13 protein-coding genes and 3 pseudogenes are annotated in these 13,314 nt (G+C 67.7%); 9 read left to right on the top strand and 7 right to left on the bottom strand.

What is annotated here, in order from left to right; genetic code table 11:
* Positions 1-145 precede the first annotated feature (145 nt).
* Positions 146-1,210, bottom strand: a pseudogene (locus V6W80_RS23920) (Cache 3/Cache 2 fusion domain-containing protein); the annotation flags it as partial.
* Between the two features lie 161 nt (positions 1,211-1,371).
* Complete coding sequence (locus tag V6W80_RS01505) at positions 1,372-2,301, bottom strand: LysR substrate-binding domain-containing protein (RefSeq protein ID WP_017639580.1); 930 nt, start codon at positions 2,299-2,301, stop codon at positions 1,372-1,374.
* A gap of 106 nt (positions 2,302-2,407) precedes the next feature.
* Between V6W80_RS01505 and V6W80_RS01500 the strand changes: the two genes are divergently transcribed.
* Together V6W80_RS01500 and V6W80_RS01495 are read left to right on the top strand one after the other, a co-directional pair.
* A complete protein-coding gene (locus V6W80_RS01500; RefSeq protein WP_017639581.1) occupies positions 2,408-3,811 on the top strand; it encodes a NorM family multidrug efflux MATE transporter in 1,404 nt (467 codons plus the stop codon).
* Between the two features lie 118 nt (positions 3,812-3,929).
* On the top strand, positions 3,930-4,571 hold the full coding sequence (locus V6W80_RS01495; RefSeq protein WP_338545698.1) for a response regulator transcription factor: 642 nt from the start codon (positions 3,930-3,932) through the stop codon (positions 4,569-4,571).
* Here the strand turns inward: V6W80_RS01495 and V6W80_RS01490 are convergent.
* Both V6W80_RS01490 and V6W80_RS01485 read right to left on the bottom strand, forming a co-directional pair.
* Complete coding sequence (locus tag V6W80_RS01490; protein ID WP_338545697.1) at positions 4,564-6,195, bottom strand: ATP-binding response regulator; 1,632 nt, start codon at positions 6,193-6,195, stop codon at positions 4,564-4,566. The two genes, V6W80_RS01495 and V6W80_RS01490, sit on opposite strands and share 8 nt — an antisense overlap.
* A complete protein-coding gene (locus V6W80_RS01485) occupies positions 6,192-6,881 on the bottom strand; it encodes a YoaK family protein (RefSeq protein ID WP_338545696.1) in 690 nt (229 codons plus the stop codon). Before V6W80_RS01485 ends, V6W80_RS01490 begins: the two co-directional genes overlap by 4 nt.
* A 126-nt stretch (positions 6,882-7,007) precedes the next feature.
* Between V6W80_RS01485 and V6W80_RS01480 the strand changes: the two are divergent.
* Both V6W80_RS01480 and V6W80_RS01475 read left to right on the top strand, forming a co-directional pair.
* Positions 7,008-7,139, top strand: a pseudogene (locus V6W80_RS01480) (EamA family transporter); the annotation flags it as partial.
* Positions 7,140-7,220: 81 nt separating this feature from the next.
* Positions 7,221-8,297 (top strand): serine endopeptidase, encoded by a 1,077-nt coding sequence (locus V6W80_RS01475; protein WP_338545695.1) that lies wholly within the window; start codon positions 7,221-7,223, stop codon positions 8,295-8,297.
* On the opposite strand, the gene V6W80_RS01470 is transcribed toward V6W80_RS01475, so the two are convergent.
* The gene (locus V6W80_RS01470) at positions 8,263-8,808 is read right to left on the bottom strand and encodes a GNAT family N-acetyltransferase (protein ID WP_338545694.1); all 546 of its coding nucleotides are present in this window, start codon (positions 8,806-8,808) and stop codon (positions 8,263-8,265) included. The two genes, V6W80_RS01475 and V6W80_RS01470, sit on opposite strands and share 35 nt — an antisense overlap.
* A 44-nt stretch (positions 8,809-8,852) precedes the next feature.
* Positions 8,853-9,647 (bottom strand): OBAP family protein, encoded by a 795-nt coding sequence (locus V6W80_RS01465; RefSeq protein ID WP_338545693.1) that lies wholly within the window; start codon positions 9,645-9,647, stop codon positions 8,853-8,855.
* A gap of 229 nt (positions 9,648-9,876) precedes the next feature.
* Between V6W80_RS01465 and V6W80_RS01460 the strand changes: the two genes are divergently transcribed.
* The 5 genes from V6W80_RS01460 (at position 9,877) to V6W80_RS01440 (ending at position 12,984) form a co-directional block, all read left to right on the top strand.
* Entirely contained in the window at positions 9,877-10,635 is a 759-nt protein-coding gene (locus V6W80_RS01460) for a ParA family protein (protein WP_026083677.1), read from the top strand.
* Between the two features lie 73 nt (positions 10,636-10,708).
* Positions 10,709-11,401 carry an AzlC family ABC transporter permease gene (locus V6W80_RS01455; RefSeq protein ID WP_338545692.1) on the top strand — a complete coding sequence of 231 codons (693 nt, stop codon included), beginning with the start codon at positions 10,709-10,711 and terminating at the stop codon, positions 11,399-11,401.
* Positions 11,398-11,709 carry an AzlD domain-containing protein gene (locus V6W80_RS01450; protein ID WP_017639591.1) on the top strand — a complete coding sequence of 104 codons (312 nt, stop codon included), beginning with the start codon at positions 11,398-11,400 and terminating at the stop codon, positions 11,707-11,709. The genes V6W80_RS01455 and V6W80_RS01450 overlap by 4 nt, the downstream gene beginning before the upstream one ends.
* A 44-nt stretch (positions 11,710-11,753) precedes the next feature.
* The gene (locus V6W80_RS01445; protein WP_338545691.1) at positions 11,754-12,581 is read left to right on the top strand and encodes an AraC family transcriptional regulator; all 828 of its coding nucleotides are present in this window, start codon (positions 11,754-11,756) and stop codon (positions 12,579-12,581) included.
* Positions 12,582-12,759: 178 nt separating this feature from the next.
* On the top strand, positions 12,760-12,984 hold the full coding sequence (locus V6W80_RS01440; RefSeq protein WP_017639592.1) for a DUF2934 domain-containing protein: 225 nt from the start codon (positions 12,760-12,762) through the stop codon (positions 12,982-12,984).
* Positions 12,985-13,023: 39 nt separating this feature from the next.
* On the opposite strand, the pseudogene V6W80_RS23915 reads toward V6W80_RS01440, so the two are convergent.
* Positions 13,024-13,287: pseudogene (locus V6W80_RS23915) on the bottom strand (methyl-accepting chemotaxis protein); the annotation flags it as partial.
* Between the last annotated feature and the right edge of the window lie 27 nt (positions 13,288-13,314).

Raw genomic sequence — 13,314 nt, 5'->3', positions numbered from 1 at the left:
GGGTCTGGTCGGAGAGCTGGCTCAGTTGCTGGGAGCGCTCGGTGACCGCGCGCGAGGAGCCACGAACCTGCTCGACGGTGGAGGCCAGCGCATCGGCCATCTGGTTGAAGCTCTGGGCGAGTTCGCCGATCTCGTCGTGGCTGCGCGCCTCGACGCGCACGCTGAGCTGACCGCGACCCAGGGCCTGGGCCCGCTCCACCAGCTGGCCCAGCGGGCTGAGCTTGCGGCGCAGCAGCACGACCGAGGCGACCACCGCCAGCACCAGGGCGATCAGACTGCCGATGGCCAGGCGCAGGCCAACGGCATGCACCGGGGCGTCCAGTTCGGCCTTGGGCAGGGTGGCGACCACGGTCCAGCCTTCGCCGGCGACTGGCGCACTGACGCTGAGGAAGGCTTGATTGCCGTCCTGCCAGCCATGTACGCGCTGCTTGGGATCGCTCTTGAGGTCGGCGAGCAATTCGTCGGTCTGCTTGGCATTGGCCGGCGGGACCAGCCAGTTGCCCTGTTCGTCGAGCAGGGCCAGGGAGCCGGTCTCGCCGATGCGCAGCTGGGTCAGCTGGGCCAGTTGCTGGGCCTGGGCGTCGGTGTAGTCGAAGCCGACATAGAGCACGGCGATGACCTGGCCCTGGGTGTCGCGTACCGGGCTGTACTGGGTCATGTAGGAGCGACCGAACAGCTGGGCACGCCCCACGTAGGTCTGGCCCTGCAGCAGACCGGCATAGCCGGGATGCTTGCGGTCCAGGCGGGTGCCGATGGCGCGGCTACCGTCCTGCTTCTTCAGCGAGGTGGTGATGCGGGTGAAGTCGTCGCCATCGCGCACGAAGATGGTGGCGGTACCGCCGGTGAGGCGGGTGAAATCATCGACCTGGGTGAAGTCGTTGTTGAGCGCCTCGCCCTTGTAGAGCAGCACCGGGGTATCGGTGCCGGCAACGACGGTACGCTCGCTGCTGCGGGAAAGGCCGCCATCGAAGCGGCGCTCGAACAGATTGGCAAGGCGCTGGGTGCTGACCTTGAGCGTACCGAGGAAGGTCTGCTGCTGATCGGCGAGCAGCCGGGCCTCGCTGCCCAGGTGCTTGCGCTGGGTGCCTTCGATGGACACGCTCAAGGCATGCAGGGCGAACAGACAGCTGCCGGCGATCACGACAATCAGTACCAGACTGAGGGCCAAGGCAAGTTGTCGGGCAATACTACGACGCGGAGAAATGACCATAGAGGACTCCAAAGCGCCTACATCCCTGTAGGGCAGTACAAAATTGAGGGCAAGGGTCTACATCAGGGACGAGCCGCTCTACGGCGGCCTTCTTAGCGATGAACGAGTAGTTTATCGGCTGGAGCGTGACGAACTAAAGCGAATGACGGATGTCTGGCGCCTTATTTGTGGCGAATGACCTCTGGCAGGCTCTGGGACGCCACCTCCCGCTGCAGAAAATCGCCCAGCTGGCGAACGCGTGCCTGCCCCCGACGATTGCGTGGCCAGACCAGATAATAGGCATCGCCACTGGCCACGGCCGCTGGCCAGGGCAAGGCGATCAGCCCGGCCGCCAGGTCCTCGGCGAGCATCACCAGATCGCCGATGGAAACCCCATAGCCACGCGCGGCGGCAGCCATGCCCAGTTCCAGGGTGTCGAACACCTGGCCGCCGCTGAGCGGCACCGCCTGGGTCAAGCCCATGGCCTGCAGCCAGCGACGCCAGTCGCGGCGGTCGAAGGTGGGATGCAGCAGCTCTTCCCGTTGCAGGCGCGCCACATCCCAGACGCCCTCTCGGGCCGCGGCTGGCGAACAGACCGGTACCAGCCACTCGTCGAACAGCGGCACCACCTCCCAATCCGCCGGGAAGCGGCCATTGCCGAGCAGCACCGCGCAATCGAAGGGTTCATGGACGAAGTCGACCCGGTCGCTGGCCATCCAGACGCTGGTGAGCTGGATGTCCAGTTGCGGACTGAGCTGGCGAAAGCGCGCCAGACGCGCTAGCAGCCAGCGCAGTGACAGGGTGGTGGGCGCCTTGAGCCTCAGGGTGCCCTCCGCCACGACGAGATTGCCGCAGGCCCGCGCCAGCGCCTCGAAGCCTTCGCTCAGGCCGGGCAAGAGCAGCTTGCCGGGCTCGGTCAGCGCCAGCTGACGCCCGGCGCGTTCGAACAGGCGGCAGCCAAAGGTCTCTTCCAGGGTCCGTACATGACGACTGACCGCGCTCTGGGTCAGCGACAATTCCTGGGCCGCGCGAGTGAAGGAGCCATGGCGGGCGGCGGCCTCGAAGGCGCGCAAGGCGTACAGCGGCGGCAGCCGCGTGGAGACTTCAGGCATTACTCAGACTCATGGATGACATGGCTATTTTCCGATTGTGGGCGGCGCGACCGCATCCAACAATGAGTTCTTGTCAAAGTCGCCTCCCGTTCAGCGAGATCGCCCCATGTCCCTGCCGCGTCACGAATTGCTCGCGCTGTTGCGTCTCGCCCTGCCCCTGATCGGCGCCCAGCTGGCCTATGTGGCCATGGTCTTCACCGACACCCTGATGATGGGGCGCCTGGGGCCTGCCGCCCTGGCCGGTGGCGGCCTGGGCGCTGCGGTCTATTCCTTCGTCTCGGTGATCTGCGTGGGGGTGATCACCGCGGTGGCCAACCTGGCGGCGTTGCGCCGGGGTGCGGGGGATAGCGAAGGGGTAGCGGCGGTGACCGCGGCGGGAATCTGGATCGCCGGGGTGCTGGCGCTGCTGGCCGGCACCCTGCTGTGGCACATCGAGCCGCTGCTGGCCCTGGCCGGCCAGCCGGAAGAAAGTCGTCAGGCGGCCGGGGTGTTCCTGCGCTGCCTGGCCTTCGCCCTGCCCGGCCACCTGCTGTTCATGACTCTGCGCGGCTTCACCAGCGCCCTGGAACGACCCGGGCCGGTGCTGACCATCGTCCTGGGTGCGGCGGTGCTCAACGCCCTGTTCAACCTCGCCCTGCTGCACGGCTGGGGCGGCCTGCCGCAGCCCGGGCTCGCGGGCATCGGCGCGGTGACCGCCGTGGTGATGAATGGCGCAGCCCTTGGGCTGGCGCTGTATATCGCCCGGCACCCGGCCTATGCCGCCTATCCCCTGCGTCGTTATCTGCGCCGCCCGGATCGCCGCGCCCTCGCCGACACCCTCGGCCAGGGTCTGGCGATCAGCGGCACCTATGCGGTGGAGGCCTGCCTGTTCCTCGCCGCGGCCCTGTGCATGGGCGCCCTGGGTGCCACGGCGCTGGCGGCCAATCAGATCGCCAACCAGCTGGTGTACCTGGTGTTCATGCTGCCGGCGGGGCTGTCCTATGCCACCAGCATCCGCATCGGCCAGCATCAGGGCGCGGGCCGGCCACGGGAGGCGCTGCTGGTGGGGCGGCTGGCCATCGGCGGCGGCGCCCTGGTGATGCTGGGCATCGCCCTGCTGTTCTGGAGCTTTCCCGCATGGTTGGTGGGACTGTTCCTGCCAGATGCCCACAGTCCGGTCAGCGAGCTGGCGCGGCAGCTGGTGCTGATCGCTGCGCTGTTCGTCATCTTCGACGGCACCCAGAGCATCGCCCAGGGCGCCCTGCGCGGCATCCGCCAGGCGCGTCTGGGCTTCTATGGCGGGCTGCTCTGCTATTGTCTGATCGGCGCCAGCAGCGCCTGGCTCCTGGGAGTGCACGCAGGCTTCGGTCCGCACGGGGTGTGGTGGGGGCTGGCGCTGGGACTGGCCTGCGCGGCCGTGCTGCTGACCGCCGCCTTCGAGTGGCTGATGCGGCGGCAGCTGGGCGCAGGCCCTGTGCAGGCCCCGCCGGAGCCGCTGGCCGCCACGCGCGGCATGGCGCAAAACGGGTGAGCGCCGCGGCGGCCCAAGAATTTTACCAAGTGGTCCACTTTCGACCGCTGCGCTAGACTAAAGGCTTTGGGCCACCCCGGAGTTGCGACCGGCGTCTGCGGCCCCAGGATAGCCAGAGATGCAACGTTTCATCGTCGCCGACGACCATCCGCTGTTTCGTGAAGGCCTGGTGCGCATCCTGCGCCAGCTGCAGCCGCAGGCACAGGTGGAGCAGGCCGACAGCCTGCAACAGGTCCTGGAACTGGCGCGCCAGGGCGAGCCGCCCAGCGGCCTGCTGCTGGACCTGCTCTATCCCGGTCAGGACCTGAGTTTTTCGCTGCGCGCGCTGCGCCAGGAATTCAAGCGCAGCACCCTGATCGTGGTCTCCATGCTCGAAGACGCCACGGTGATCGAGCACATCCTGGCGGCGGGCGTGGATGGCTTCATCGGCAAGGCCCTGCCGCCGACGGCCATGGCCGAGGCCATCGCCGACTGTCTCGCCGGGCAACCGGTGGTGCGCTACGCCACGCCGAGTCTGGCCCCGACCAGCCTGGCCCCCGATAACCGGTTGCAGGCGCTGACGCCGCGGCAGTTGGAGGTACTCGGCTTGATCACCCAGGGCCTGAGCAACAAGGAGATCGCGCGGGTCCTGACCATCTCGCCCTTTACCGTGCGCATCCATGTGTCCGCGCTGCTGCGCACCCTGGGCGTCGGCACCCGCGCCGCAGCGGCCGCCTTTGGCGCCAAGACCGGCCTCGACACCCAGCGTTCGCTCAGGTAGCCGCGACGCGAAAGGCCAGCAGCAGGGCGCGCAATTCCGCCGGTCGTACCGGCTTGGCCAGCACCGGAATCTCGACATCGCCCAGTGCCTGCTGGACCTGGGGGATGTCGTGCCCGGTCACCACGATGGCCGGAATGCGTCGGCCCTGCAGCCGGTTGAGATAGGCGATGCAATCGGCGCCGGAAGCGCTGCGATCGAGATCGAAATCGGTGATCACCAGATCGCAGGCCACCGCGCCGGTGGGAATGCTGGTGGCCGTCGTGACCTCGCAGCCCCAGCTGCGCAACAGTGTCGCGGTGGCGAGCAGCACATTGGCATCGTCTTCGATGAGCAGCACCCGCCAGCCGGCGAGCAGGTGCTGGGGACCGCTCGCCGGTCTTGGCCGCGCCTCCAGCGGCACGGCGGCCAGTGGCAATCCCTGGAGGCTGACCGCCGTGCCCCGCCCAGGCCGCGAGCGGATGATCAGCTGCAGTTCCAGCAAGGTGGCGATGCGCTGCACGATGGATAGGCCAAGGCCGACCCCCTCGATGTCGCGATCCCGTGTCTCCCGTACCCGATAGAACTCTTCGCACAGGTGCGGCAGGTGCTCAGCGGCGATGCCGGGGCCCTGGTCGTAGACCGCCAAGGCAAGGCGGCCCTGACGGCGACGCACCGCCAGCAGCAATGGTCTTCCCGGGGCATACTTGAGGGCGTTGGACAGCAGGTTTTGCAGCGAGGTGAGCAGCAGTGCCGGATCGCTGTAGACCTGCAGCCGGCAGGGGCGCCAGCGGACCTGAACCCCGGCCCAGCGCGCGGCCTCGGCGTTCTGCCGGATCAGGTCGTCGACCAGGGTATCCAGGTCGACCACCGTGCGCCGCGGGCTGACCTGCTTCTGATCGAGGGTGTAGATGTTCAACAGCGAACGGAACAGCTGCTCGACGCCCAGCAGCGAGCGGTCGATGTTGTCCACCAGCTGCCCCTGATCCGCGCTCAGCTGGCTGTCGCGCAGGCAGGCGGTGAACAGGCCGATGGAATGGATCGGCTGGCGCAGGTCATGGCTGGCCTGGGCCAGGAAGCGCGCCTTGGCCAGGTTGGCGGCCTGGGTCTCGCGCAGCGAATCCTGGATGCGGGTCAGCAGGAAATAGACGTAGCCGGGCACCAGCAGCGCGGTCACCAGCATCATCAGGGCCACCGTGGGATAGCGTTGCAGAAAGGGCATCCCGGCGATGATGGCGGCCAGGGCGGTCAGTGACAGTCCGGTAGCCAGCAACAGGTAGCCACGCCCATAGCGCAGGCCATTGCCCACCGTGACCCAGAGCAGCACGCCGAACAGTGGCAGCAGGGCCTCGCCGCTGGTGATGGAGGAAAAGGTGATGGCGCTGAAGTCCAGGCTCATGGCCAGGAGGCGCCGCCAGGGCTTCACCCCCGGCCGCCGCCGGACCTCGAAGAACAGCCCGATGGCCACCACGGCGAACAGCGCGTAGCACAGCAGGTTGGCCAGCAGGATGGCGCTACCGAACAGGCCGCAGGCCCAGGCGCCGATGATGTAGGCCGAGGCCGGCAGGATGAAGGCCAGGCGAACCTTGGCCTGGCCGAGTTCGGGATCGCGGGCGCTGACGCCCAGGGCAGGGGTCGCTTCGCTCATGACGCCAGATAACCCAGTTGCCAGGCTCGCGGGATCAGGCGAAAGATCACCGCCAGAATTGCCGCCAGTGCCGCGCAGGCATACCAGGCCGCCAGACCCAGGCCCGCCTCCAGGGCAGCGCCCAGCACCCCGCCCAGCAGCATGCCCAGCCAGGGCACCAGCTGGATGCGCCAGCCGCGACGGCGTTCGCCCAGCAGCCAGTGACCCAGACCGCGCCCGAAGCGCGACAGGGCGCCGGTGACGTAGGTGAGGCCGATGGGCAGGCCATAGACCTGCTCCACCACCGCATTGACCATGCCCATGGCGAACACCCCGGTCAGCAGCGCCAGGCGCCCTGCGGGCAGGCTGGCCGCCAGGGCCAGCAGCAGGGCCAGCAGGCCGAGCAGCAGGCAGGCGCGCTGGCGGGTCAGCCGCTGCAGCAGCACGCCGCCGGCGTTGCCCAGCACGAAGGTGGCGATGGCCAATGCCAGGTGCCCCGCGGCAGCCCAACGACCCGCCGCCACATCGGCTGCTAGACGGGTGGTATTACCGCTCATGAAGGAAACGAAATCGCCGGTGGCGAGAAAGCCGATGGCATCGGTCATGCCAGCCAGCAGTGACAGCCCGGCGACCAGCGCCAGACCGACCGCGCCGTGGCGTGGCGCCATGGGCGGAGCGAGGGGCGGAAGAGCAGCAGAGGGATTCATGGCGGCCATCCTGGCGCGGCAGCGAAAACGACCGCCAGTGTGCGGCGTCGGGGATCCTGGCGCCATGGGCGGCCTCCTGGAAGGCGCCCTGGGCTAGACTGATGGATCCGCCTGGCCGGAGGCCTCGTGACCACGCCCCTGTTCGCCCTGGTACTGCTCGCCGCCCTGCTGCACGCCGGCTGGAACGCTCTGCTCAAGATCGGTCTCGATCGCTTTCTCACCGCCAGCCTGATCCAGATCGGCGCCGGCCTCGCCGCCGGGGTGGTGGCGATCAAGCTGGCCTGAGCGAGAGGACCAGGGAGCGGCTAAGCTGAGCCTTCTTTCGACCAGGAGGGATCCATGGGCAAATCGTTGCGGCTTTCGGAAAAGTGGTTCAATCGCGGCCTCTGGCTGCTGGCGTTGGTGTTCGCCGGCTTTCTGATCGGCCTGGGTGGCACCCTGGTCGGCGATCTGCCCCAGGTCGAGCGCCAGCAAGGTCTGGAAGACTTCATGGACCCGGTGGCCACCGCCACGGCGCGTGGGGACCAGCGCCAGGCGCACCAGGCTCGACGCACGGCCCAGGACGCCCTCGACCAGGCCCAGTTGCAGCAGACCGCGGCGGCGCGCAGCTACCGGGCCAACCGCGAGACCTTCGACAACTGGCTGGCCACCCGCCAGACCACCCAGCGCCCCGAGCAGGACGCCGAGCTGATCGCCCGCAGTCGCGCCCTGGACGAGCTCAAGGCCGGTGAGCGTCGAGCCGAGCAGCAGGTCGAACGCCAGGAACAGGCGCTGCTGGATGCCGAGCAGCGCACCAACGCCGCCGAGCGCACCCTGGCCAGCCTTGGCGAGTCGGCGCAGTCCGCCTGGCTGGAGGCCCGCCAGCAGGCCGAGCTGCGGGTCTTTCTCTATCGTCTGGCCCTGACCCTCCCACTGCTGGCGGTGGCGGCCTGGCTGTTCGTCCGGCAGCGCAAGAGTACCTGGTGGCCCTTCGTCTGGGGCTTCATCTTCTTCGCGCTTTTCGCCTTTTTCGTCGAGCTGGTGCCCTATCTGCCCAGCTATGGCGGCTATGTGCGCTATCTGGTGGGCATCCTGTTGACGGTGCTGGGTGGACGCCATGCCATCCGCGCCCTGCAGGACTACCGCACCCGCCTGGCGCTCAAGGAAGCCCAGCCGGATACGGTGCGCCGCGAGGAATTGCACTACGACACCGCCCTGGCGCGCCTGGCCAAGGGCGTCTGCCCGGGCTGCGAGCGGCCGGTGGACCTCAAGGACCCGGGGATCGACTTCTGCCCCCATTGCGGCATCGGCCTGCACGACCACTGCGGCGCCTGCCAGACCCGCAAGAGTGCCTTCGCACACTTCTGCCAGGCGTGTGGGACGGCGGCGCGTGGGCCCGTGACTACCCCTTCTGCGCCAACCACTGCGCCCGGGTGAGCGCCCAGCACTCCGCGGGGAGCCGTCCGCTCACGCTGTCCATCTCCAGGCAGGCGATACGCTGCATGCCTTCGCGCTGCGACAGCCGGCGGGAGCCTTCGTTGGCGATCGCCTTGGTCACCCGCAGACTCGGTCGTGCGAGTGTCTGGAACCAGTAGCGATTGAGCTCGACACAGGCCTCGCTCATGAAACCCTGCCGCCAGTATCCGGGATCGAGCCAGAAGCCGCGCTGGTTGTCCGGCTCCTCCTGCAGACTGGCCAAGCCGATCAGCTCGTCCGGTCGCGCCTGCAGCCGTAGCGTCCAGCACCAGTGAGTACCCGCGGCCATGCCGGGCAGGACCAGATCACGGACGAAACTCAGGGCACCGTCCGCGGGATAGGGCCAGGGCACCCTGGCCGAGAGGTAGCGCACGATCTCCCACTGCGGAAAAATCCGCTGGATCGCCCCGGCATCCTCCAGCTGCAAGGGCCGCAGCAGCAGGCGGGGCGTATACAACGTGGGCAAGGACATGGGCGGACTCCAGAGGGTTACCTGACCGGAGCCCAACCCAAGCCTCAGGGCTTGTTCGAACTGGTATTGACGCCCTGCTCGGTGTGCTCGCCATCGTGGTTGTGCAATTGTCCGGTAGGGTCCTGCAGCTGGATGACCTTGCCCTGCTGCCAGGCGTCGGCGCCGGGGGCGACCGTGGGGGTTGCCAGATCGGCGCGGGCGGCCTTGGTTTCGGTGCTGGAAATGCCCAGGCGGCGGTCACGTTCGGCGAGCAGCTTGGGATCCAGCTGGCCGTCGGCAGTGAAGCCCATCATCAGTTGGGGGACGCCCAGGGGCAGCTGCAGATCCTGGTCGGTATGCCAGGTGTGCCAGGTCTTGCCATAGGTGTGCACCAGCTTGTCCATCAGCCGGTGCTCGGCCACCTGGGGCACGCCGGGTGCGACCAGCTGACCCGACTTCACCTCGTGTACGTGACTATGCCAGAGGGCCTTCTCGGCCTCGGGCAGGGTCTTGAACAGCCGCTCGCTGATGATGTACTCGACCCCCATCAGCTTGGCGTCGGCGACGTTGCCGTCGTAGATCACGCACTGGAACATCTCTTCGCCCAGGACGCTGCAATAGTGGTGGGCTTCCATCTGGCCGTGGGGATGGCCATTGTAGAAATGGAAGCCGTCCAGGTAGGTGTTGAGGGCGGCGATGGGCGGTTTGCGCTGCAAGACATCGGCGCCGGCTTCGAGCACCCGGGTATCGGTCTGGGCAGGGGCACCCGGTACCGGTACCGGCGACTGGGTATCGTTGGCGGCCTGGGCCAGGGGAGCACAGGCGAGCAGCAGCAAGGTGGAAAGTCGACGGGTATTCATGGTGGATTCTCGGCGGAAGCTTGCCGAGTTCGAAGGGCGAGCAGGCGCCAAGGTTCCACCGTTGCGCTAGTCTCGTCATACAGCTGTCATGCAATGGCCATAAATTCGTCATCGTCCGAGCGTGGCGTTTCGGTATAAGCGAAACGGTCGATCGGGCCTTGTGCCTCTGGCTTTCCATTTCTGTCGGGACGACTCAATGAACGCACACAGCTCTCCAGCCGGTCATGCCCTGCGCCGCGTGGTCTTCAACAAGAAGGGTGGCGTCGGCAAGTCCAGCATCGCCTGCAACCTGGCGGCCATCAGCGCCCACGAGGGCTATCGCACCCTGCTGGTGGACCTCGATCCCCAGGCCAACTCCAGCCAGTACCTCACCGGCCAGGTAGGCGACGACCTGCCCCACGGCATCGCCGACTTCTTCAAGCAGACCCTGAGCGGCGGCAAGAAGGCCCAGGCCAACATCCATGCCACCGCCTGGCCGAATCTGGATCTGATCGCCGCCTCGGGCGAGCTGACCGAGCTGCAGTTCAAGCTCGAATCCAAGTACAAGATCCAGAAGCTCGCCAAGTACCTCGACAAGCTCGGCGAAGACTATGACCGCATCTACCTGGATACCCCGCCGGCGCTGAACTTCTACAGCATCTCGGCACTGATCGCCGCCGATCGCTGCCTGATCCCCTTCGACTGCGATGTCTTCGCCCAGCAGGCGCTGTACGACCTGATCGAGGAGCTGGACGAGATCCGCGAGGACTACAACGACAGGCTCACCGTCGAAGGCATCGTCATCAACCAGTACCACGCCCAGGCCAGCACCCCACGCCAGCTGATCGAGGAACTCCAGGCGCGCGACCTGCCGGTATTGGCGGCGCCGCTGATGGCCTCGGTGAAGATGCGCGAGTCCCACCAGCAGCATCGCCCCTTGATCCATCTGGACCCTGGCCACAAGCTGACCAAGCAGTACCTGGAACTCTTCGCCCTGCTGGAGAAGTAGCGCAAGAACGTTCAAGACAGGCCGGGGCGCGGCGCGTCACTCTGGGGTTTCCCCGCTATCCGGAGCCCTGCCGATGACCGCTTCCCGCCGCCGCGCCTTCCTGCAGGGCGCCTGGCAGATCATGCCGCTGTCGCTGGCTTGCGCGCCCTGGGGCATCCTGGTCGGCGCCCTGGCCATCGAGACCGGCCTCAGCGTGCTGGAGGGCCAGGCCTTCTCCCTGCTGGTGTTCGCCGGCGCGGCGCAACTGGTGGCCCTGGGCATGCTCAAGGCCGGCGCGGGCCTGGCCGCCATCCTGCTGACCTCGCTGCTGCTGACCTCCCAGCACCTGCTCTATGGCCTGCATATGCGACGGGTGCTGGCGCCCCAACCACTGCCCTGGCGCCTGGGCTTCGGCTTTCTGCTCACCGACGAATTCTTCGCCCTTAACCATGCCGAACAACCGGCGGGCTTCGACCGCTGGCGCGCCCTGGGCATGGGCCTGAGCTTCTACCTGCTGTGGAATCTCTTCACCCTGGCCGGCCTGCTGCTGGGGCGGGTGCTGCCCAGCCTGGGTGCCCTGGGCCTGGATTTTTCCATCGCCGCCACCTTCATCGCCCTGGTGGTGCCCCTGATGCGTGACCTGGCCACGGTCGCCTGCGTGCTCACCGCGCTGCTGGTGTCGGTCTGGCTGCATCACCTGCAGTGGCAGGGCGCCCTAGTGCTGGGCGGACTGGCGGGCATGAGCGTGGGCTTCTTGGTGCGGCGTCTGCGGGAGCGCCTGCAATGATCCTCGCCACCGTGCTGGGCATGGCCGCCCTGGTCTTCTTCAATCGCTATCTCTTTCTCGAACCGCGCCTACCACTGCGCCTGGGGCGCCACCTGCGCACCTTCCTGGAATTCGCCGTGCCGGGGATGCTCACCGCCATCTGCGGTCCCCTCCTGTTCTCGGGCGAAAAGTCGCTGGTCGCGACCCTGGTCGATCCCTATCTGCTCGCGGGCCTGGCCGCGGTGGGGCTGATGCTGTGGACCCGGCAGGTGTTGACCACGGTGATCCTGAGCATGGGGGTGTTCTATCTGCTGCGCTGGCTGCTGTAGCGCGGTAAGGTGGAATCGGGCACGGTCGATGCCCTGAGAGTCTCATGAACGGACCACAAGAAAACGCCCGCCTCTGGGCGGCGCGCGGACTGGGCGGTGTCGAGTTGCTGCATGCCCGGTACCGCCGCCAACGCTTCGCCCCCCATGTGCACGAAGGCTATGTGTTCACCGTGATCGAACGCGGCGCCCAGCGCTTTCGTCATCGCGGCGCCGAACACCTGGCCGCGACCGGCAGCATGGTGCTGATCAATCCGGACGAGTTGCACACCGGGGCGACGGCGGTGGAGGAAGGCTGGCAGTACCGCGGCTTCTATCCGACGCTGGCGCAGCTGGCGCCGGTCTTCGCCGAGCTGGGACGCCCGCTCGATGCCACCCCGGCCTTCGCCACCAGTGTGCTGCAGGATCCCCAGGTGAGCGCGGCCTTCAGCCAGCTGCATCGACTGGCCGATGGTGACGCCGAGGCCCTGGAACAGCAGACCGTCTGGCGCGAGGCGCTGCTCTTACTGTTCGGGCGCCATGCCCGCCTGGGTGCCCTGGTAGAACCCGGCCACGAACCCCTGGCGGTGCAGCGTGCCCGCGAATTGCTCGGCGCGCGCCTGCAGCACCCGCCCAGTCTCGAAGAGTTGGCCCAGGCGGTGGGGCTGTCGCCCTTTCATTTCCTGCGGGTGTTCCGCCGGGCCACGGGCCTGCCGCCCCACGCCTGGCTCAAGCAGCAGCGCCTGACCCGCGCCCAGGGCCTGCTGCGGGCCGGCTGGGCGCCGCTGGAAGTGGCCCTGCAACTGGGCTTCGCCGACCAGAGCCATCTCAATCGGCAATTCAAGCAGGCCTACGGGGTGGCACCGGGTGCCTATCGCCGCGCCTGGCAAAGCTAGCTGGACACCGACGAACGGTCCTGGCCGCTGAAGCGGCATGCCAGAGCCCTGCAAGCGGCAAGAGGGCCGGGATGACTGGGATCCTGGAGAAACTTTCCGCTGTCGTCCCGGGCCTAGTCAGGATGAGCGCCGGTCCTGCCGAACGCTCTCCCTTGCCCTTTTGCCAGAGGTTACCGGTATGACACTCGAAGAACGCATCCGCCAGCGCGCCTATGAAATCTGGGAACGCGAAGGTCGTCCCCATGGCCAGGATTTCGAGCACTGGTTCCAGGCCAATCGCGAACTGGAAGACCAGCCCGACGACAACCTGACCCAGGTCGGCGGCATCCAGAGCAGCGTCGCCCCGCCAGCGCCCAAGCCGCGCAGCCGGTCGCGCAAGAAGGCGACCGCCAGCGACGCCTGAGTCCAGGCGCGCTTACTTGCGGATCATGTCGGCCGCCCGCTGGGTGGCCTCCGAGGTGCGGGTCGCCAGCTTGCGCACCTCGTCCGCCACCACGGCGAAGCCCCGCCCCGCCTCACCGGCCCGTGCCGCCTCGATGGCGGCGTTGAGCGCGAGCAGATTGGTCTGGGCGGCGATACCCTGGATGGAACCGACGATCTCGGTCACCTTCTGCAGGTTCTCTTCCATGGTGCGGTGCTGGTCTTCCTGGCTGCCGCGCAGGGATTCCTGCTCATGCAGGGCATGGACGTCGGCCAGGGCGCCCACTACGCGCAGCGGGGTGCCATCGGCGGT

The sequence above is a fragment of the Pseudomonas benzopyrenica genome (assembly GCF_036884265.1).
In the GTDB taxonomy this organism is placed as follows: domain Bacteria; phylum Pseudomonadota; class Gammaproteobacteria; order Pseudomonadales; family Pseudomonadaceae; genus Chryseomonas; species Chryseomonas benzopyrenica.
The sequence above is the reverse complement of the archived record's forward strand: the minus strand, read 5'-3'. Positions and strand labels throughout refer to the sequence as shown.